Source organism: Nitrosovibrio sp. Nv6 (assembly GCF_900110495.1).
Taxonomy (GTDB): domain Bacteria; phylum Pseudomonadota; class Gammaproteobacteria; order Burkholderiales; family Nitrosomonadaceae; genus Nitrosospira.
The window spans coordinates 40616-60259 of the sequence record NZ_FODX01000004.1; the positions used below are offsets into that span (position 1 = coordinate 40616).

The 19644-nt window shown below is 52.5% G+C and carries 17 protein-coding genes and 1 pseudogene; 11 read left to right on the plus strand and 7 right to left on the minus strand.

From position 1 onward, the window contains the following. Positions 1 to 49 precede the first annotated feature (49 nt). From BMX66_RS10070 to arfB, 3 genes are all read left to right on the plus strand, one after another. Positions 50 to 976 carry a glycosyltransferase family 2 protein gene (locus tag BMX66_RS10070; protein ID WP_090881777.1) on the plus strand — a complete coding sequence of 309 codons (927 nt, stop codon included), beginning with the start codon at positions 50 to 52 and terminating at the stop codon, positions 974 to 976. Between the two features lie 76 nt (positions 977 to 1052). Next, positions 1053 to 1964 carry an SDR family oxidoreductase gene (locus tag BMX66_RS10075; RefSeq protein ID WP_090881779.1) on the plus strand — a complete coding sequence of 304 codons (912 nt, stop codon included), beginning with the start codon at positions 1053 to 1055 and terminating at the stop codon, positions 1962 to 1964. Next, positions 1958 to 2392, plus strand: coding sequence for an alternative ribosome rescue aminoacyl-tRNA hydrolase ArfB (arfB, locus tag BMX66_RS10080; RefSeq protein ID WP_090881781.1), 435 nt, complete (start codon positions 1958 to 1960; stop codon positions 2390 to 2392). Before BMX66_RS10075 ends, arfB begins: the two co-directional genes overlap by 7 nt. 111 nt (positions 2393 to 2503) lie before the next feature. On the opposite strand, the gene BMX66_RS10085 is transcribed toward arfB, so the two are convergent. Both BMX66_RS10085 and BMX66_RS10090 read right to left on the minus strand, forming a co-directional pair. Beyond that, complete coding sequence (locus BMX66_RS10085) at positions 2504 to 4039, minus strand: sensor histidine kinase (protein ID WP_090881783.1); 1536 nt, start codon at positions 4037 to 4039, stop codon at positions 2504 to 2506. A 26-nt stretch (positions 4040 to 4065) separates the two neighbouring features. Further along, positions 4066 to 4527 carry a response regulator gene (locus BMX66_RS10090; RefSeq protein ID WP_090881785.1) on the minus strand — a complete coding sequence of 154 codons (462 nt, stop codon included), beginning with the start codon at positions 4525 to 4527 and terminating at the stop codon, positions 4066 to 4068. Between the two features lie 415 nt (positions 4528 to 4942). Here BMX66_RS10090 and BMX66_RS15810 point away from each other — a divergent pair, with 415 nt between their 5' ends. Next, entirely contained in the window at positions 4943 to 5650 is a 708-nt protein-coding gene (locus BMX66_RS15810) for a PEP-CTERM sorting domain-containing protein (RefSeq protein WP_090881787.1), read from the plus strand. A gap of 175 nt (positions 5651 to 5825) precedes the next feature. On the opposite strand, the gene BMX66_RS10100 is transcribed toward BMX66_RS15810, so the two are convergent. Further along, positions 5826 to 6512, minus strand: coding sequence for an alpha/beta hydrolase (locus BMX66_RS10100; protein ID WP_090881788.1), 687 nt, complete (start codon positions 6510 to 6512; stop codon positions 5826 to 5828). 105 nt (positions 6513 to 6617) lie between these two features. Between BMX66_RS10100 and BMX66_RS10105 the strand changes: the two genes are divergently transcribed. Beyond that, complete coding sequence (locus BMX66_RS10105) at positions 6618 to 7709, plus strand: transglutaminase-like domain-containing protein (RefSeq protein WP_090881790.1); 1092 nt, start codon at positions 6618 to 6620, stop codon at positions 7707 to 7709. A 142-nt stretch (positions 7710 to 7851) separates the two neighbouring features. Here the strand turns inward: BMX66_RS10105 and yjgA are convergent, their stop codons facing one another. After that, positions 7852 to 8412: a ribosome biogenesis factor YjgA gene (gene yjgA / locus BMX66_RS10110; protein ID WP_090881792.1), complete on the minus strand. Its 561-nt coding sequence runs from the start codon at positions 8410 to 8412 to the stop codon at positions 7852 to 7854. A 222-nt stretch (positions 8413 to 8634) separates the two neighbouring features. Between yjgA and pmbA the strand changes: the two genes are divergently transcribed. From pmbA to BMX66_RS10125, 3 genes are all read left to right on the plus strand, one after another. Beyond that, positions 8635 to 9993 carry a metalloprotease PmbA gene (gene pmbA / locus BMX66_RS10115; RefSeq protein ID WP_090881794.1) on the plus strand — a complete coding sequence of 453 codons (1359 nt, stop codon included), beginning with the start codon at positions 8635 to 8637 and terminating at the stop codon, positions 9991 to 9993. 127 nt (positions 9994 to 10120) lie between these two features. Beyond that, complete coding sequence (locus tag BMX66_RS10120) at positions 10121 to 11182, plus strand: phosphoglycerate mutase (RefSeq protein ID WP_090882064.1); 1062 nt, start codon at positions 10121 to 10123, stop codon at positions 11180 to 11182. Between the two features lie 570 nt (positions 11183 to 11752). Continuing rightward, positions 11753 to 12487, plus strand: coding sequence for a LuxR family transcriptional regulator (locus tag BMX66_RS10125; RefSeq protein ID WP_090881796.1), 735 nt, complete (start codon positions 11753 to 11755; stop codon positions 12485 to 12487). Between the two features lie 181 nt (positions 12488 to 12668). Here BMX66_RS10125 and xth read toward each other — a convergent pair. Further along, a pseudogene (gene xth / locus BMX66_RS10130) lies at positions 12669 to 13430 on the minus strand (exodeoxyribonuclease III); the annotation flags it as partial. Between the two features lie 326 nt (positions 13431 to 13756). Here xth and folE point away from each other — a divergent pair. Both folE and BMX66_RS10140 read left to right on the plus strand, forming a co-directional pair. Next, entirely contained in the window at positions 13757 to 14329 is a 573-nt protein-coding gene (folE, locus tag BMX66_RS10135; RefSeq protein WP_090881798.1) for a GTP cyclohydrolase I FolE, read from the plus strand. 321 nt (positions 14330 to 14650) lie between these two features. Further along, positions 14651 to 15544 carry a hypothetical protein gene (locus BMX66_RS10140; RefSeq protein WP_090881800.1) on the plus strand — a complete coding sequence of 298 codons (894 nt, stop codon included), beginning with the start codon at positions 14651 to 14653 and terminating at the stop codon, positions 15542 to 15544. 72 nt (positions 15545 to 15616) lie between these two features. Here BMX66_RS10140 and recN read toward each other — a convergent pair whose 3' ends face one another. Then, the gene (gene recN / locus BMX66_RS10145; protein WP_090881802.1) at positions 15617 to 17308 is read right to left on the minus strand and encodes a DNA repair protein RecN; all 1692 of its coding nucleotides are present in this window, start codon (positions 17306 to 17308) and stop codon (positions 15617 to 15619) included. 10 nt (positions 17309 to 17318) lie between these two features. Next, a complete protein-coding gene (locus tag BMX66_RS10150) occupies positions 17319 to 18203 on the minus strand; it encodes an NAD kinase (protein ID WP_090882066.1) in 885 nt (294 codons plus the stop codon). 314 nt (positions 18204 to 18517) lie between these two features. On the opposite strand from BMX66_RS10150, the gene hrcA reads away from it, so the two are divergent. Continuing rightward, on the plus strand, positions 18518 to 19537 hold the full coding sequence (gene hrcA, locus BMX66_RS10155; protein ID WP_090881804.1) for a heat-inducible transcriptional repressor HrcA: 1020 nt from the start codon (positions 18518 to 18520) through the stop codon (positions 19535 to 19537). Positions 19538 to 19644 lie beyond the last annotated feature (107 nt).

The following is a 19644-nucleotide window of genomic DNA, read 5'->3' on the forward strand; positions in this document are numbered from 1 at the left end:
GTGCTGCGCTTTCTCGTCGAGCAGGATCGCCAAGGAAGATGGAAAATAGATGGTTGCTGAGGTAAATCCCTATACGGATCGACTCCCCGTCTCAGTCATCATCGTAAATTATAATGCGGGGCAATTCCTGGCAGCGTGCATTCAATCCGCATTGCCACAGGCAGCTGAAGTGCTTGTGGTGGACAATGCGTCTTCTGATTTGAGCCTGGAACTTTGCGCTCAATGTTTTCCTGAAGAGCCGAAACTGAAGATTGTTCGCAACGCTGCCAATCTCGGTTTCGCCGCTGCATGTAATATCGGTGCTGCCCGGGCTACAAAACCTTATCTCTTATTCCTCAATCCTGACTGTATTCTGAGCGCCGGTTCGTTGCAGCGCATGGTTCAGGTATTGGAAACGGCCCCCGAGGCGGGTATGGTGGGCGGGTTGTTGATCAATGAGAATGGCACTGAGCAGGCAGGTGGCCGGCGCGCGGTACCTACCCCCTGGCGTTCCTTTGTTCGTGCCTTTGGGCTGTACCGCCTCAGCACTTACTGGCCCAAACTGTTTCTTGATTTCCATCTGCACAAGCAGGCTTTGCCGGATGATACGCTTGAGGTGGAGGCTGTTTCGGGCGCCCTCATGCTGGTGCGCCGCGAGGCAGTTGAGGATGTCGGCCTGTGGGACGAGGGTTATTTTCTCCATTGCGAGGATCTGGATTGGTGCATGCGCTTTCGGAACAAGGGATGGAAGATTCTTTTTGTACCCGATGCCCCCGTTGTGCACTATAAGGGAACATGCAGCCGCTCTCGCCCTGTCTTTGTGGAATGGCACAAGCACAAGGGGATGATGCGGTTCTACCGCAAGTTCTTCCAGCATGAGTATCCCGGCGTCGTTATGTGGCTGGTGGCGCTGGGAGTATGGTTGCGCTTTGGAGCAGTGGCGGCATTTTATAGCGCTCGCCGAGCTGGGCGGTTGCTTGGACCGAGGCGAGAATAAAATAATGCTGGCCTCCCCGAGCCAGAATGCCAGAATGTTTCATATTTGAAGCCTGAACCCGGCGTTGAACAACTCGATGTCTGAACGTGCCTCCCCACATAAAATTATTGTTACCGGCGCGACCAGCATCATTGGACATTTTTTGCTGCCGCGCCTGTTGGATGCCGGTTACGAGGTTCATGCCATCAGCCGCACTGCTGGAAAAAACCCGGCAACGATCAGCCAGGAACTGACATGGCATCAGGCGGACATAAGTCATCCGGAACAACTGCCCGGGATTAACGCACACGCGCTCATTCATCTGGCCCCGCTGTGGCTGCTGCCAATGCTGCTGCCTGTTTTGGACAGATTCCAGACCAGGCGCGTGATCGGCTTTGGTTCGACCAGTCTGTTTAGCAAAGCGAACTCTGCTGATCCAGGTGAACGGATTTTGGCGGCTCGTTTCTCTGGAGCGGAAGAGGCCATAAACCGTCTTTGCAGCACTTCTGAAATAAACTGGACGGTCTTTCGTCCAACATTGGTCTACGATGGCGTCCGGGATAAAAATGTCAGGCGAATTTCTGGCTTTATCAGACGTTATGGTTTCTTTCCATTGCTGGGAAAAGCTTCTGGGCTGCGTCAACCCGTTCATGCCGATGATCTCGCTGCGGCATGCCTTATGGCGCTTGAGAAGCCGGCCACCTTTAACAAGGCATATAATTTGAGTGGAGGAGAAACGTTAGCGTACCGGCAAATGGTCGAGAGGATTTTTAGTTCGCTCGGAAAGCCTGTACATTTTTTAATCCTGCCCACATGGATGTTTCGCGGCGCGATACGTGCCATGACGCTGCTTCCCGGTAAGCGAGGCATGACTCCGGAAATGGCAATGCGAATGAATGCCGATCTGTGCTTTAGCCACGCTGATGCAACGCGAGATTTCGGCTTCTCGCCGAGACCGTTTTTGCCTTGTCCCGAAGATCTGCGGAAACAGGGTCTGACAGGATGTTGAGTGCCGAAAAGCTATCTAATATGGTTACTATTCCAGAAAACGAGATAGAGATCAGGGCAATTCGAGCTCAGGGAGCCGGCGGACAAAATGTCAACAAGGTATCCAGCGCGATTCATCTGCGCTTCGACATTGGCGCTTCCTCGCTGCCTGATCACTTCAAAGAGCGTTTGCTGAAACTGAACGACCACCGGATTACCAGGGAAGGCGTTATCGTTATCAAAGCGCAGCAGTATCGCAGCCAGGAGAAAAACCGCGAGGAAGCGGTAAGGCGGCTGTATGAGCTCGTTGATAGCATAGCCGAGCTGCCCGCAAAACGTAAACCGACGAAACCAACGCGTAGTTCGCAAAAGAAACGGCTCGACAGTAAGATACACAGGGGTCAGCTCAAGATCATGAGAAAAAAATTGCTGACTGAGCCTGTGTCGTGACGAGGCAAGCTAATTGCTGTTGAGTTGTAGATTGGGGTGAGGCGCGAACGGAAAAAGGATGCCGCCGTGTTTAAAATAACGTTGCGGTTCCCTTGTTATCCCAACGCCTTTTTAATGCGTTGACGCCAGTTGACCGCCGCTTTTGCCTGACTCCAGCGATTCCACTTGTGAGTTTACCGGACGAGCAATCTGACTTGATGGTTGCTGCGTATCCTTTTCCGGAACAGATTCGTTTTTTACACGCTGAAAGATAACGGAAAAAGCTGTTCCCACATTTTGTTCGCTGGAAACCTTGATGTGCAGCTTGTTATTTTCGGCTACTGTTTTGACTATCGATAAGCCTATTCCGCTCGACGTTCTGTTGTGCAGGGCAGCTCGGGGAGTATAGAAATATTCATCAAAGATATGCGGCAAGTCCTTATCCCCGATTCCGATCCCGTGATCGATAACTGTAACCACAGCGGATAAGCTTTGCTTGTTCACGGAGGATACGATTTCGACCGAGGCGCCATCGTATGAATAGGCAACCGCGTTTGAAATGATATTCTCGAAAAGAATTTCAAGCTGATTGGGAATACATTCCACGGCGAAATCGACGGTCGATGCCTGGATATTGATGTGCCGTGAATTAGCGATGGGGTTTAATTTATCGATGCACTTGCGAATGACCATTTCGATATTGACGCACTCCAGATTATCAGTGTCCCGCGCTGCGGCTTTCAGCCGTTCGAGCTTGAGCACATCCAGAATCAGACCCGCCATGCCGGAAGCGCGATTATCGATCTTTACCAGTACGTCCTTTATCTCGGGCGACGTCTCTCCGCAATAATTTCCTTTTATCAGATTGATCTTGCTGCGGATTGCATCCAGCGGCGCCTTTAGCTGATGTGTCATCAACACGGCATACCGGTCTTTCTCAACCTGCGCCCGACTGATCTGCTCGTAGGCATCCATGAGATGGCGTTCATGGGTACGCACGACAATGGACAGCCTTGAAACCACATACCAGACAATGACAAAGAGCACATTAAGTGTAAACATCCATAAGAGAATGTTGATTTTAAGCGGGGTAACGACAGATGTGCCGGAATCTACGAGTACGGATTGAGGCGCCAGAAAGAGAAGCGGATTCTCGATGATCAAAACAATTGCATACATCGCGCAAACCAGTGCCGTGACAATCAGGCTTTCTACGGTCGAGAAAAAAATACACGATAAGGCGATATGCAACACATAAAAAAACGGGACGGGGGTTGCGGTGCTGCCAACATAATGGACGACTACCGACAGGCATAGCAGGTCGATAATGATTTGCACCCAGATATTTATGGAGGGAGAGTTATATTTTGTCTGCCGACGGAAATCAAGGGCATAGATGTAAATAATATTTGCAACGCATAACACCGCCGTGACGGCAATTGGCCATCCTTGCTGGTGAGTGATGCCGATTTTCGTCAGGGTATCTGAGGCGATAAGGGCGAAGATCTGAAAAAGAAGGAGAACGACGACGACGGCCCACCGAAAAATAATGAACCAGCGGGCGTTGCCAATCAATACTTCGTCGCTCAGCTTCGATCCCGTCACCCCTATGCCAGGGAATGCGAAGCGCTTTTTGGATACATCCCAGGAAAATTCGGCAATTGCCATGTTAAATTCTCCGGGAAAAATCTGCTTTAAGGTTCAGAATCGTCCAGCCGGCTGCGAATGATGGACAAGAAACTGACCGGCTCGACCGGCTTCTCGACGATTAATATCCACTCGTTGGATATACCCGTGAAATAGGGACGGATTTCTTCGCCAAGAGAGGTCATGAATATCATGTGAAGTTCCGGGAAACGTTTGCGGACTTCTACATAAGCTTCCAGTCCCGTATCCATCGTTTCCACCATCACGTCGAGAATTGCGAGATCGGGCGGCGTCCGGGAATCCCTTAGTGAGACCAGGAAATCATTCATTGTCTGGTAGCTGTCAACTTCATATCCATTTGTGATCAAAATACGCCTGACGGTATCGCGAATATCCGGGTCGTCATCGATATGCGCAATCCGCTGTGCCGCACCACTTTCTTTAGCTGATATTGCATTCGGCAATTTGCCCGACAGCTTATCGGTGTCTTGTTGGATAGGCGCATGCATTGGATTCCCTCCGCTTCAGGTTTAAATTGTGAGAATTACCCTACCATACACAGCGTAAAGCAGTCTGTGTGAAGGAAGTGTCAGACAGGTATAAAGATTTTGTGAAGATGGCCGTTTATACGTGAGCGGGCCGAGTTTGCATGGGAACGTGGAAACGATCGGGAGCGCCCTGCTACTTTTGCGCCAACCCGGGATTGCCTGCTATGTGTACCGGAATGTCGGGAACACTTACAGTCAACAGAGAAGTCCTGGCCTTACATTCACCCCAACGCGTTATTACATATACGATTACCATTGTTTAACCTGATACTGGCACGATGCTTGCTTATAACGGGCTGAGCCGCGCAACTTAAACCATACAAATGTGGATAATGTCACGCGAGCTTACTGATGATATTTATTTTGGAGAAGAATAATGAACAGAACTATAAAGTGCAGTCTGCTTGCCGCCAGCTTGCTTGCAGGTAATGCACTGGCCGCACCCATCACCCAGAGCTTTGATACATTCGGTACTCTGACTGGCGCCACTTTCAGCGGCACCGGTATTCCAAACGATGCGGTTGCGATTACCAATATTGGAAGTCCGGCGGCGGGCACTGATGTGACGCTGGGCCTGACAGCCCATCAGCGGTACTTCAACCCCGAACTCACGAATGATGGCGCCGGGACATTCTTCGCTAGCCCCGGCGTAGATACTCATGCCCCGTCTCCCGCAAATCCATACGGGACCTGGAATTTCGCATTTTACGTGGACGGGACAGATGTAGACTCTTATAGCTACAAGCTCTTCTACGATTTTGATCCCGGTTTGAATACCGAGGAATCTGATCATGGCCAGATCAGTCTTGTAGGTTCATTTCAGGATTCATGGAACCTGGGCATGGATTTCCTGGGTAACGCCATGCCGGGGCTCCTGCCACCGAGTTTCGGCGCTTTTGATCCAAACAGTTCCGGTGCGTACAGCTTCGCCTTGGCGGCATATGACGGGCAAGGTGTGGAGGTTGACCGCTCTGCCATCGTCGTCCAGGTGGGACAGGTGGCACAGGTTCCCGAACCCGGCACCCTCGCTCTCCTGGGTTTGGGTCTTGCCGGTCTGGGCGCTTTCCGCCGCAAACAAAAATAACCCGATAGGCAAGCAAAGCCCTGGCGCCCTGACGTTGCGCCGGGGTTTTTTATTTGCACTACACCTCAACAGATTCTGGGCGCGCACCGCATGGCCATGTTTCAGGAATCATGCTGGCAGAACTATACGAAGCGCCGATTTGATCCCCCGAGAAATACCTTCGCTGAGGCTGTGGCTACACCAATATCCGTTGTAGCCATTTACTGATATCAGCCATTTCGTCCTTGCAAACGGAATGTGCCATCCGATACTCACGCCATTCCACCTTGTAGCCCGATTCAAGCAACTGCCGTTTCGATGCGGACGCGAATATCAGCGGTATGGTACTGTCTGAATCGCCATGCGCCATGAATATCGGTGTGGAGAAATTGGCCCGATGCCCCTCCTCTGCAAGCGTTTGCGGCATGGGCAGATAGCAGGACAAGGCCATGATACCGGCAAGCTTTTCCGAATAACGCAAGCCTGTCTGCAATGCCAGGGCGCCTCCTTGAGAAAACCCGGCCAGAACGATATTCTCCGGTTTGACTCCTCGCTCTATTTCGCGCGCAATCAATGCTTCGATTGCGCGTTGCGAATCGTGCAAGCTTGCCATATTTTCACGGAGGCCCGGAGCTTCCACGATAATGTCATAGTCATGCCATGCGCGCATTACCATCCCACGATTAATGCTTACCGATCGCATCGGTGCATGCGGGAATAGAAAACGGATGCGGGATGCCGGCGGCAGCGCGAGCTCGTCCACAATGGGAACAAAATCGCTGCCGTCCGCGCCAAGGCCATGCATCCACAGAATGCTGTGAGTGGGATGCACACCAGTTTCAAGTTCGATAGCGGGGAGCAACTCCGCAGGAATAGCGGTCATCAGGAGAAATGAAAATTCACTAATAGAACTAGTTGACTTGGCAGGAACACAGGATTAGATTCGCACTTACAATTTTTCAGATAACACATATAGCGGGAGAGGGCAATGAAACGCAGGGATTTTATCAAATTAGCGGGAGTAAGCGCCGCATTATTTCCCGTTGCACCATCCGTGTTCGGTCAAGAAGTTATCCCGCCACGGCGACATACTTATCGCCTGACATATAAGATCGATCTTCCCGCCACAGGGAAAAAAGCGCGCTTATGGCTACCGTTGCCGGATACCAACGACACTCCCCACCAATTTTCCCAAGGCAGCGTATGGAGTGGCAACGCCGACATCGCAAGATTCGACAACGTCCCCGGAACAACTTCGCCGATGTTTTATGGTGAGTGGCGCGGCTCCGGTCCGCGCACTGTTTCCGTGAGCAGTGTCGTCAAGACTAGTGATCGATTCGTCGATTTGAGCCGTTATTCGGAGCGAGGAACAATTCCTTCGGATGCCAAGCATTTTCTACAGCCCACAAAGCATATTCCGGTGGATGGTATTGTGCGCAAAACTGCTTTATCGATCGTTAAAGAGGCCAATGCCCAGTCGCCCTTGCAGAAAGCGCAGGCTGTATACAACTGGGTGGTGGATAATTCCTACCGTGACCCGGCAGCCCGCGGCTGCGGACGAGGCGACATCAAGTCCATGCTGGAAAGCGGCAATCTAGGCGGAAAAAGCGCCGACCTCAACGCTCTGTTCGTGGGGTTGACACGCGCAGCAGGCGTTCCCGCCAGGGATCATTATGGAATTCGCATAGATGAGTCCGCCGCGCACAAAAGCCTCGGGCAATCCGACGATGTCAGCACCGCGCAGCACTGCCGGGCTGAATTTTATCTTGCGGGTCTGGGCTGGGTGCCGGTAGACCCCGCCGATGTGCGCCAACTGGCGCTGGACGAAAACTTGCCGATTACACACCCGCGAGTGGCTGATCTGCGCGAAAAACTGTTCGGCTCATGGGAAATGAACTGGGTGGCGTTTAATCATGGCAGGGACATCACGCTTGCAAGGGACAGTGTTCTCGGCGAACTGTCGTTTTTCATGTATCCCCAGGCTGAAGTCTCCGGTCACCAGCAGGATAGCCTGGAGCCGGCAGAGTTTACTTACAAGATTGTTTCATTGCAATTAGTCGGTACCGGCATCAAGTTTTAGCTGGAACCCAGGAAGCTACGGCGGGAAGACCCGGCGATATTATCGGGCCGGACACCTTCTCGCCATGCTGTTTAGATTCTTCTCCAACTGCGCAAGATCCAGCGAGCGGCACAGTTATTTCCATATAGCCTTTTCCTGGCCATCATTCTCCCGTTACATCATTTCTTCCGGAATCTTCCGGAATAATCCTCTGCAATTCCTGGAATAGCGCACGGAAGCTTTTGGGCGGCTTGTTTGCAAGCTTTTCCTTTTGGGCATTGCGCATAAGCGCTCTCAGGTGTTGCAGGTCTGAACCCGGGTATTTTTGCGCAAACTCGCCGAGCGCCTGCTCATCCGCGAGCAATCGCTCGCGCCAGCGTTCCAGCAGGTGCAGCCGTGCGGAATGCTGCAGGTTCAGGCCACTCCATAAATCGAGTTTTTCCTGGATCGGCCTGGCATCCACATGACGCATTAATTTGCCGATGAATTGCATCTGCCGGCGAATCGCACCATGTTTCCGCATGCCCCTCGCTTCGAGTATGGCGTCTGTGAGCGTGTCCGGCAAATCAAGTTCGGTCAATTGCTTGAGATCGAGTTGCACCAATTGTTCGCCAATATCCTGCAGCGCATGCATTTCCTGCTTGCGGCGCGTCTTGCTGGGTGGAGAAGACACTTCGGATTCCCGAGAAAGCTCTTCGGAATCGTTTGCGGGATTTTTTTGCATTATGTCCTGGTTAAGAATATCCGCTAATTGTTTCCATGTAAGGAACGAGCAGCTTTGCGGGGAGGTATGCGAAAGGTTCCTTAATGCCGCGTTAAGAAACTGCTATCATAGCGTCATTCCGCACATAATCTCGGCCAATCCTACCTGCTTATATTCGCCTGAAAATAAGTGCGCAGGTGCTATTTTGATAGCTAATCAACGTAATGTCACTAACGCCCCCTCATGAACGATAACGCCAAGTCCTCGCCTCGTTTTTCCTATCCTTCCGAAGTACTCCAGAAAATCGCGCGGGATGTATTGGATCAGGCCAGGAAGAGCGGAGCCACTGCCTGTGAAACCGATATATCGGATGCCTTCGGGCAGAATGTCACAGTGCGGCGGGGGGAAGTGGAAACCATCGAGTACAACCGCGACAAGGGACTGTCGGTAACGGTATACATCGGCCAGAAGCGGGGCCATGCAAGCACCTCGGATTTCGCCCCCGAAGCGATAAGCGCCGCAGTAGCAGCAGCACTGTCGATTGCCGGTCACACAGCGGCGGACGATTGCGCGGGACTGGCCGATGCTGATCTACTGGCGCGAGAATTCCCCGATCTTGATTTGTATTTCCCATGGGATCTGCCCGTAGAGCGGGCAATAGAGCTTGCCCAGAGCTGCGAAGCTGCCGCATTTGCGGTCGACAAACGTATCACCAACTCCGAAGGCGCGAGTGTCTCGCTCAGTGAATCACAGTTTGTGTATGCAAACAGCCTGGGGTTCATGGGCGGTTATCCTGGTTCGCGTCACAGCATCAGTTGTGCGGTGATTGCGAGCGAGGATGACACGATGCAGCGCGACTACTGGTACAGTGTAGCGCGAGATGCCGCTGATCTCGAACAGGCCGATAGTGTCGGCAGGAAAGCAGGAGCTCGTAGTGTTGCGCGTCTGGGGGCGAGGAAAATCGCCACCTGCGAAGTACCTGTTCTATTCGAAGCGCCGGTTGCCGTCAGTCTGATAGGCCATTTTGTCGGTGCTGTGAGCGGCGGCAGTCTTTACCGGCAATCGTCATTCTTGATGGATAGTATCGGCAAACAGGTATTTGCGCCGGACATTCAGATCCGGGAGCTGCCTCATCTGAAAAAAGGCCTCGCGAGCGAGCCGTTTGATAATGAGGGAGTGGCCACCCATGAGCGCAAGGTAGTAGAGAATGGCGTAGTACAAGGCTATTTTCTGGGAAGTTATTCCGCTCGCAAGCTTGGGCTGCGCACAACGGGAAATGCGGGCGGCAACCATAACCTGATTCTGGATAATGGCGCTGGGCTCGAATTCTCCGCGCTGCTCAAGAAAATGGGCAAAGGGGTTCTGGTAACCGAATTGCTCGGTCAGGGGGTGAATCCCGTTACGGGAGATTATTCCCGGGGAGCGGCGGGCTACTGGGTGGAAGATGGCGAGATCCGCCACGCGGTCGAGGAAATCACTATTGCCGGCAACCTGAAAAATATGCTGCGCGGCATTTCCGCAGTGGGTAATGATGTGATTGTACGCGGTTCAAAACAATGCGGGTCTCTGCTGATAGACCGGATGACGGTTGCGGGCGGCTAGCAAGCGTCCGCTGTTAGCTGTACCATCCCTTCCCGATTCCCGCACAACCTATTTCCGAATAAGGCCCTCGTCCGTTTCGTGCCTCAATTGGCTGGCCGCAATGCTGGATTTTCGGGATTTCGCTACAATGAACCTGCATTTGCTTGTTCCCTCACTCTTCTGGCCGGAACCCGCCCTTCCCGAACTTTACCGAGATCTGCCCCTGTCTGCGTTGGAAAACCTGCTGGCAAAATGTTCATACGCTGACGGTGAGCCGCAAGAGGTTGAGGCCTGGCTGTGCCGCACGTTTGGCATCGCAAAGCAAGAAGACTGGCCAGTGGCACCTATTACTCTGCAAACGGATGGCCCAGAACATATCAAGGCAGGAAGCGATTACTGGATCCGCGCGGATCCCGTGCATTTGCGCATCGAGCGCAATCAGGTCGTTCTGGCCGACAGCCGTGTTTTCCATATTTCGCCACAAGAAGCCGATGAGCTTACCGCTTTGCTTAACCGGCATTTTCGGGCCGCCGGCCAGGAAACCGAATTCCTGCCGCTACGACCCGATCGCTGGTATTTGCGCGCAACAGAAACACAACCGGTAAAAACACATTTACTCAGCGAGGCGGCGAATCAAGGCATCAACGAACTATTACCATCAGGCATAAACAGTGCGTTCTGGCGCAGCCTCTTCAATGAAGTCCAGATGCTGCTGCATGAGCATCCACTCAATGAACTGCGGGAAGCGCGCGGGGAGCCTGCTATTAACGGCGTCTGGTTCTGGGGAGGTGGAATCGTGCCGCAATCTTTGACCTGCTCCTATACCCATGTATGGAGCAATGATGTTCTCTCCGGTTCCCTGGCTCTAGCGTGTGGTGTCAATCACGCACAGCTTCCCCCGGACGCCGGGATCTGGCAACAATCCCACATTGCGGGCAATCATCTTGTCTTGCTTGGTGCACTTCATGGCCAGGCCCAGTACGCGGATGCCTATGGCTGGCGCGAAAGTTTAAGGGAATTGGAACGGAACTGGTTTGCTCCTTTGTGGGCCATGGCAAAGCTAGGTAAATTCGACCAGATATCCCTCACTGCACTTGGCGAAAAAACAAGCAGGAGTTTCACCGCCGGTCGAGCCGATTTTCGGAAATTCTGGCGCAGAACGAAACCCATCTCCACGTATGCTGGCTATGATCCGGCGAGCAAACAGTAAAAACGTCATACCGGCGAAAGCGGGTATCCAGTGACGTTCAAAGCACACCATTGTTGGCTTGGGCTGGATTCCGGGTCAAGCCCGGAATGACGAGACTCATAGTATTTTCTGGCCGGATCAATAAGGGGAAAGTGGGACAAGAAAAGCGGTGTTTTAAATGGTCTTTTCAGCAGATTGAAAAATCTCGCAATCGCGCATAATAATCCATGATGCCCTATTCCCGACAATAACTATCCGTCACTGAACCATTGTTAAAGCCAGTGCCTTTATCAGCAAATGTCATAGTCCAAAAAACCTGAATCGCTGTATTATCCTAAATCCGGCAGTTGATCACTCATTTTTCAGTTTAGGGTTAATGATCCACACAGGCTTTTTTGTATCACTTGACCTTCACCTTTTTGGTGAGTTCGCTATGCGGCGGATTTAGGATTATTAAATAAAATAACATTGCGGGATAATCCAGCGTCGGAAATAGCGCATTGTACTTCGGACGTTGATAAAATGCCGCGCGACTGTAAAAGGCGGTAAGAATACTGCAACAAAGTGGATATATCATGAGAGGAGAAAATCATGAATAATTTAAACCTGTTCGAATCGTTGCTGAATTGCGAAACGGTAGAAGAACTGCATACCAGTACCACTGCTATTGCCCGCCAGATGGGGTTCGAGCATTTTCTGTACGGGGTGCAGGTAAATACTTCGCTCACCCGTCCTTATCGCTTCATTCTGAGCTGTTATCCGGAAGTATGGCACAAGCATTATGATGAAGCAGGCTATGCCAATATTGATCCGACCGTTTCCCACTGTGCGAGAACGTCAATACCCATTATCTGGAGGAATGAGATTTTCAAGGGACGGAAGGAGGCGCGGGTAAGAAGCGAAGCTAGGGACTGCGGATTGGTGAGTGGCGCCAGTTTCTCGGTTCACGGCGGGCATGGCGAGACTGCAATGTTAAGCCTTGCTACCTCGCGGGAATCTCGCGAAGCACAGGACGATATTGTCGAGATGATGGGCAAGGCCCAGCTATTAACCTGCTATCTCCAGGAGGCGGTGCAGCGAATTGTTCTCAGCAAAGGGCCGGTTCCCCTGAAAAAAATCAACCTCACCGAACGGGAAAAAGAATGCCTGTTATGGGCAGCGGAGGGCAAAACCGGCTGGGAAATAGCCAACATTGTCAGCATCTCGGAACGCACCGTGACCTTTCATCTTCAGAATGCGGCCCAAAAAATGGGCGTGGTCAACCGCCAGCAGGCGATCTCCCGCGCCCTTTCCATGGGGCTTATTGAGCCGCAAAACATTATATAACCGCCATAATTAGCTGAGGCCTTGGAATAACTCTACGGCTCGGTACTCAGGAATTCTGCGGATAACTCTCGGTGGATTCCGCGTTTCCCGTAAAGCCGGGAGCCTGTTCAGAAGTTCCCGGGCAGTGCGCCGGAATTAGAGAAAATCGGCTTTCTCGCTTCGATTCTTCAGGTCCAAAGGCTGCCAGTTCCACCATTACCGGGGCATGATCGGAAGGCCGCTCCAGTCGTCGTGTTTCTTTGTCTATGACGCAGGCGGTACAGGTTTTCGCAAGATCGTTACTGAGCAGAATATGGTCTATCCGCAAACCCATATTGCGGCGGAACGCCATCATGCGATAATCCCACCAGGTATACGATTTCTCCGGTTGTTCGAACAGGCGGAAGCTGTCCGTAAGACCCAGGTTGAGTACGTCGCGAAACGCCTCGCGCTCCGGCAAACTGAACAGAACCTGCCCTTCCCATAATTTCGCATCGTGTACATCGCACTCCTCGGGAGCGATGTTGAAGTCTCCCAGCAGCACCAGTTTCCGATGTTCACTCAGCATGTCACGCACCCAATCCTTGAGCGCAGCCAGCCACTTCAGCTTGTATTGGTATTTTTCTGATGTGACGTGCTCGCCATTGGGAACGTAGATGCAAATCACTCTCACATCATTGTAAATCGCCCCTAGAACACGCTTTTGAGGATCTTCCAGGCCAGGTATGGCGGTGATGATTTCATTCCCGGACTGTCTGCTGAGCAAGGCGACGCCATTATAGGTTTTTTGGCCGCTATAGAGCGTTTGGTAACCAGCCTCTGCAATTTCTGCTATCGGAAAGTTCTCATCCTGCAACTTCGTTTCCTGCAGGCACAAAACATCGGGTTGATTCAATGCCAGCCAATCCAGCACATGTGGCAAACGGACTTTGAGAGAGTTTACATTCCACGTAGCAATTTTCATGAGCTATTTTACCAAATTTACCTGCTCATGCGTGCCGGAACAGGTCCATAGCTCAAATACTGGATAATTCCTTAATTGCGTTGTGCTATTATGGAACAGCGCCCGTTGTCACCGAAGAAAGACAACGTAGCGTCAGTCACCGAGACCGGAGGATCATCTATGTCTCGCCCGCTATCACTAGTCCAGACATTTCGCGTTGCTCTTTTGGCAACATGCACGCGTGCCGCTTTAACTGGAATTGGTGCCGATGTGCATCAGGACCCTGTCGATATTTGGCGTTTATAACATACCATCCATACTTTACCTAAAACAAAGGCATAGTAATCATGAGCTCAAACGACTCGGAATTTGGCATAGCCGACTGGCAGCGGCTACTGCGGTCAATTGGTGAAGATCCAACACGGCAGGGCCTGCGCGAAACGCCGGGGCGGGTCGCGCGCGCCTGGGCTCACTGGACGCGCGGATACCACCAGGACCCGGCAACAATTTTAAAGACATTTGCGGATGGCGGCGAAAGCTACGATGAACTGATTGTTGTCAGGCAGATTCCGGTTTACTCTCATTGCGAACACCATCTCGCGCCCTTTTTCGGCCATGCGACCATTGGGTATCTCCCGAGCGGACACATCGTGGGGTTGTCCAAATTGACGCGACTGGTCAACTGCTTTGCCGCGCGTTTACAGGTTCAGGAACGCCTGACTCAGCAAATTGCACAGTCTCTGATTGAGCATCTGCAGCCCAAGGCCGTCGGCGTGATTATCCGTTGCCGCCATATGTGCATGGAATCACGCGGCATTGCTGTCGCTGGCGAAGAAACGGTTACGTCCGCCATGCTTGGAGATCTGAAGGAAAATGCCGCTCAGCGCGCCGAATTCCTGGCACTGGCAGAGGCGCCCTAGCGCGGATGTTTTACCGGTCTGCAGCATGATGCAAGCTGAATTTCGGCATAATTCAACTAATGTCATTGCTCCTGCCGCTTACCCGCTTGTAGTTGATCGAGCTGGGCCCAACGAATATACGGGCTCCTAGCCGATGAGGCTCCCCTGATCACCGGAGAAAATTTCTCTGCACCCCCGGTACTGTTTGATACCTGGCTTTCAATAAGAGCATTCAACCCGACCCCTTATTTGCGGGCCCCTGGCCTGTCACATTCCATTCATCCCCAATTGTTATTATCCCGCACGAAATAAATCATCGTGCCTATCACGGAGCCCAAGCATATGACGTCAACTAAATACCGGTCCATTTTTTCACCCGCTACAAAGCAGGAAAGAAAGGAAAATTTCGAAAGCTATTGGGAGTTTACTCAGCAACATGGTGGGCAACTTATCGAAGATGACAAAGATCTCGCAAAGAAACGCGCCCGGCTGAAATATTTTCGCGATCATCCGGTCAGGCTGCGGCGGCCGATTGCTGATCCCGAATCCTTTTACCGTAATTACGTTGAGATGCGGGATGATCCAAAGTCACTGGATCGCTTGACGTTGATGCTGACCTGCATTTACAAATTCGCGAGACATGAATGGGTAGGAATAAAAGGTGCATGGGACGCCGTTCCCGATATGGCAAACTCACACACAATAGAGGATAAGATCAGCCGCATGCATTTGGCCGAAGAATTCTGTCATGTACGACTCTTTAATGAAATGTTATTGACATGCGGTCTGGACAAGGTGGAGTGGGTTCCCCTGGGACCGATCAAGGAAAAAATTTACGAACAATTCCCGAAGTTTCCGGGGTTTTTAATGGATTCGCCCGCTTTTATCACTGAGCTGATGGGAGTGACTTTTTATTGCCACCTGTACCGTCTTTTCGATGAAATACTGACCGAAGAACCCGAAGTTCGCGACCGCCTGAAAGAACTGCTGGACGAAATCACGATTGATGAAGTCGCGCATGTCGGACAACGGAGGAATTTTATCGGCCCCATCGGGATGGGAGTTTCCAAAGCGCTGGTCAGGCCCTTTTATACCCTGTTTTTTAACGATATTCCTGAAATAAAACAGTTACTGGATGTCGATCAGATGATCAAGGACGGTGTTGCCTTTGATTTTAATGAGTTGCCTGCTCGCATGATAGAACGCAGTTGGATACCCTCGTACTGCAAAGCCTGAACCAAGCATGAACCAAGCCTGAATCAGACTGGTTCATAATGTGCCACCTGGTCAGCCCCTGGATTACCGGGATCAGGCCGCGCCGTTTTCCCTGGCGGACAGCAACAATTCGGCCGCGTGTTTGCGAGTAGTGTCTGTGATTCTTGCGCCGCCCAGCATACGCGCGATTTCTTCGACTCGCTCCTGCTTTTCAAGCACAACGATCCGGCTCGATACCTTTCCAGTGGCCGGATCAATTGATTTGGTGACCTGCCATTGATGATCTCCCGCCGAAGCCACTTGCGCCAGATGGGTGATGCACATCACCTGGCGCTCGGCACCCAGTTTTTTCAACAAGCTGCCGACCATTTCCGCGACCCCCCCGCCGATACCCGCGTCTACTTCGTCGAATATGAGTGTGGGCGTCGCGCCCAGCTTACTCGTAATGATATGTATCGCCAGGCCGATACGCGACAATTCGCCACCCGATGCGACCTTTGCCAAGGGCCGCAGCGGCAGCCCTTGATGCGCGGATACCTGGAACTCGATTTGCTCCATACCGTGGGCATTGCCCTGCTCAAGCGGGATCAGGCCCACCGCGAATTCTCCGCCCGCCATCGCCAGGGTTTGCATGGCGCCGGTGACCTGCCGCGCAAGCGTTATCGCCGCCTTCTTCCTCTCTGCACTTAACTTCTTTGCCAGCTTGAGATATTCATCTCTTGCTGCTGCCTCTTCCCTCGCCAGCAATTCGCCATCTTCCTTATGGCCAAATTCTTCCAGTTGCTCTGTTAGCGTTCTCAACAACTCCGGCAATTGATCAGGGATAACCCGATATTTTCTGGCTGCGGCATGAATCGCAGCCAACCGCTCTTCCATTTCCTGCAACCGCTGGGGATCCAGATCGAGGCGCTGTTGATAACGCCCCAGCTCATATACGGCTTCCTGCAGCTGGATCTGCGCGGGCTCCAGTAAATCAAGCACCACTTTCAGGCTGTTGTCGCAATCGAGCAGGTGATGCAGGCGCGAAATCACCCCGTTGAGCTGCGGAAGCGCGGCGGATTCACCTTCTGACAGCGCTTCAAACCCCATCTGCGCCGCCTCTATCAGGCTTGCGGCGTTGGATAGGCGGCCATGCTCGGCTTGCAGCATCTGCCACTCCTCGGGTGAAAAATTCAACGCGGAGATCTCGTTTACCTGCCACTCCAGTTGCTCGCGTTCCTCAAGAAACGAAGCCGCCTTCTGCTCCCAGGCCACGCGCCGCTGACGCACTTCCTGCCAGACGCGATACGCTTCTGTCACCCGTTGCGCTAACTGCCGACTACCTGAATAGGCATCGAGCAGTTCACGTTGGGCTTCGCTGCGCAACAGCAACTGATGTGCATGCTGGCCCTGTATATCCACCAGGTTTTCCCCGGCTGCGCGCAATTGCTGCAAGGTGGCGGAGCGTCCATTGATGAAACTGCGTGAACGGCCGCTGGCATCCACTAAACGGCGCAGCAGACATACGCCGTCGTCATCACCTTGATTTTCGAACCCATTTTCCCGCAACCAGTCGGCCAAGTCCGGCAGCACCCTGATATCAAACTCGGCGCTGATTTCAGCGCGCTCGCAGCCATTGCGTACCACAGTCGCGTCGCCGCGTTCGCCCAGCACAAGCGAAAGCGCATCAATCAGGATGGATTTTCCAGCACCGGTTTCCCCGGTAAGCACGGTGAAACCGGGAACGAATTCCAGTTCCACGCAGTCAACGATCACGAAATCCCGAATGCTCAGAAATGTCAACATGTTCGAAGACTCATGCAGGATTCCGCGGTAGGCCACTCCAGCCAAGCTTCTCGCGCAGCATGCGGTAATAGCTATGGTTGAAAGGATGCAATAACGTTACCATGTGCGGCGCTCGCCGCACGACAACTTTGTCATGTTCCCGCAAATCGTAATGGGCGTGGCTATCCGAATGAACACGCGCGACCGCGGTGCGTTGCATCAGAATTTCCACTGCGGCATCGGGTCCGACCACGATGGGGCGATTACTCAGCGTGTGTGGGCTGACCGGCACCAGCGCGATCAAATCAAGACTGGGGTGAAGAATGGGACCACCCGCCGACAATGCGTATGCGGTAGAGCCGGTGGGGGTCGCGACGATCAGTCCGTCGGAGCGCAGCGAATAAACGTATTCGCCATTGATACGCACTTCGAATTCTATCATGTTGCCGCCGACACCTCGGTTTACGGCAACATCGTTTAGCGCCAGGGCGCTGAATGTGATGGCACTTTCGCGTGCCACTTCAACGCATAACAGCATGCGCCGCTCGGTAATATACCTGCCGTCCAATATGGAGCCTAGGGTTTCCAGCATGGTATCAATGGAAAGGTCGGTAAGAAACCCGAGTCGACCCTGATTGATACCGACCAGCGGCACATCGAAGGGTGCGAGTTTCCGCGCGATATTGAGCATGGTGCCATCGCCGCCCAGGACTATGGTCAGGTCAGCCCGGGCGCCGATCTCGTCCATGGTGATGGCGGGGTATCCGGTCTCCGCCACAGTAGCTGCGGTAAGACTGTCCAGTAGCACTTCCAGATTACGGTCTTCCAGATACCGCCCCAGGCTTAACAAAGGGGTCACGATATCTGGATTTCTGTGCTTGCCGATGAGGGCTATTGTTTTGAAAGGAGAATTCATTGCTGGGTTGAATAGAAAAATATGTTCCGAATACTGATGAAACCGGCCTGCCCTCGCTTCCATGATTAAACCATATCAGTAGAAAGGTGACAAAGAATTCGGCCAGGTAACGATAGACTGCGTACGGAATGCTTATATCGAGTTTGAGCGGAATCTTTTTCAAAAATAAAGGCCAAAGAGAGGTTTCCATCAATCTTGGATGAATGAATTCTAGCGGAGGCAGCCGACTCCTCTCGAGATAGCCCGAGCCGGACGTGTTGCAAAGCCGAAACTCAGTTCAGCCGTAACGACGTATCCTGGTGTAAAATAGTAAAATGCTCAATCAGCGCGCTAAAATTCTGCTCAAGACCCTGGTCGAACGGTATATCACCGAAGGTCAGCCGGTTGGCTCGCGCTCGCTCTCCAAATTCTCCGGCCTGGATCTGAGTCCAGCCACCATTCGAAACGTGATGGCTGACCTCGAGGAGATGGGCTTTGTTGCCAGCCCTCATACTTCCGCCGGACGCATACCGACTCATCAAGGCTACCGGTTTTTTGTTGATACGCTGCTGGTGGTGAAGCCTCTGGATGTCATTGAGATCCACCAGCTTGAAGACCAGCTGCACCCGGATAATCCTTCTCGATTGATTAGCTCCGCTTCGCAATTACTGGCGGAACTGACACGCTTTGCGGGTGTAGTAGTAGCTCCCAAACGCAGCAGCGCCATATTCCGCTATATCGAATTCATGACGCTGTCGGAGAAGCGCGTCCTGCTCATCATCGTCACCCCGGAGGGAGATGTTCAGAACCGTGTGCTTTTTACCGACCGGACTTACAGCCAGACAGAGCTGACAGAAGCGGCCAACTTCATCAACAAGAATTATGCGGGTTGCGCCATTGATGAGATCCGCTCCCGTCTTCAGGGCGAATTGAAACAATTACGCCACGACATGACTCACCTCATGACAGCAGCCATTGAGGCGGGAGGCGCTGCGATCAGGGAAAACAGTGAAGCCATGGTCGTGGCCGGCGAGCGCAAACTGCTGGATGTACATGATTTGTCGAGCAATATGGCCAGCCTGAAGAAATTGTTTGATCTGTTCGAACGCAAAACCGCGTTGCTGCAGCTGCTGGAATTCAGCGGCAAGGCCGAAGGCGTACAGATATTCATCGGCGGCGAGTCCGATATGGTGACGCTGGATGAGTTCAGCGTTGTTACAGCGCCTTATGAGGTCGACGGAAAAGTGGTCGGTACCGTCGCCGTTATCGGCCCTACACGCATGGCTTACGAACGCATCATTCCGATTGTGGACGTGACAGCCAGGTTGCTCTCCAGTGCGTTGTCGCATCATTAGCTATCCCCTTCTGTAACAGGGAAATAGGGTAAAGGCTAGCAGGACTTGGCAGCCTTGCTCCTGAGCCTCTATCCGAATCAAGCCTCTATCTGATTCGAATCACTATC

Excerpts from the sequence above, each read along its gene's own strand:
- BMX66_RS10140 (WP_090881800.1), top strand. The coding sequence starts at position 14,651 with ATGACGTCAACTAAATACCGGTCCATTTTTTCACCCGCTACAAAGCAG.
- BMX66_RS15810 (WP_090881787.1), top strand. The coding sequence starts at position 4,943 with ATGAACAGAACTATAAAGTGCAGTCTGCTTGCCGCCAGCTTGCTTGCA.
- BMX66_RS10120 (WP_090882064.1), top strand. The coding sequence starts at position 10,121 with ATGAACCTGCATTTGCTTGTTCCCTCACTCTTCTGGCCGGAACCCGCC.
- pmbA (WP_090881794.1), top strand. The coding sequence starts at position 8,635 with ATGAACGATAACGCCAAGTCCTCGCCTCGTTTTTCCTATCCTTCCGAA.
- BMX66_RS10090 (WP_090881785.1), bottom strand. The coding sequence starts at position 4,527 with ATGCATGCGCCTATCCAACAAGACACCGATAAGCTGTCGGGCAAATTG.
- BMX66_RS10105 (WP_090881790.1), top strand. The coding sequence starts at position 6,618 with ATGAAACGCAGGGATTTTATCAAATTAGCGGGAGTAAGCGCCGCATTA.
- BMX66_RS10100 (WP_090881788.1), bottom strand. The coding sequence starts at position 6,512 with ATGACCGCTATTCCTGCGGAGTTGCTCCCCGCTATCGAACTTGAAACT.
- BMX66_RS10150 (WP_090882066.1), bottom strand. The coding sequence starts at position 18,203 with ATGAATTCTCCTTTCAAAACAATAGCCCTCATCGGCAAGCACAGAAAT.
- folE (WP_090881798.1), top strand. The coding sequence starts at position 13,757 with ATGAGCTCAAACGACTCGGAATTTGGCATAGCCGACTGGCAGCGGCTA.
- BMX66_RS10125 (WP_090881796.1), top strand. The coding sequence starts at position 11,753 with ATGAATAATTTAAACCTGTTCGAATCGTTGCTGAATTGCGAAACGGTA.
- arfB (WP_090881781.1), top strand. The coding sequence starts at position 1,958 with ATGTTGAGTGCCGAAAAGCTATCTAATATGGTTACTATTCCAGAAAAC.
- yjgA (WP_090881792.1), bottom strand. The coding sequence starts at position 8,412 with ATGCAAAAAAATCCCGCAAACGATTCCGAAGAGCTTTCTCGGGAATCC.
- hrcA (WP_090881804.1), top strand. The coding sequence starts at position 18,518 with ATGCTCAATCAGCGCGCTAAAATTCTGCTCAAGACCCTGGTCGAACGG.
- BMX66_RS10075 (WP_090881779.1), top strand. The coding sequence starts at position 1,053 with ATGTCTGAACGTGCCTCCCCACATAAAATTATTGTTACCGGCGCGACC.
- BMX66_RS10085 (WP_090881783.1), bottom strand. The coding sequence starts at position 4,039 with ATGGCAATTGCCGAATTTTCCTGGGATGTATCCAAAAAGCGCTTCGCA.
- recN (WP_090881802.1), bottom strand. The coding sequence starts at position 17,308 with ATGTTGACATTTCTGAGCATTCGGGATTTCGTGATCGTTGACTGCGTG.
- BMX66_RS10070 (WP_090881777.1), top strand. The coding sequence starts at position 50 with ATGGTTGCTGAGGTAAATCCCTATACGGATCGACTCCCCGTCTCAGTC.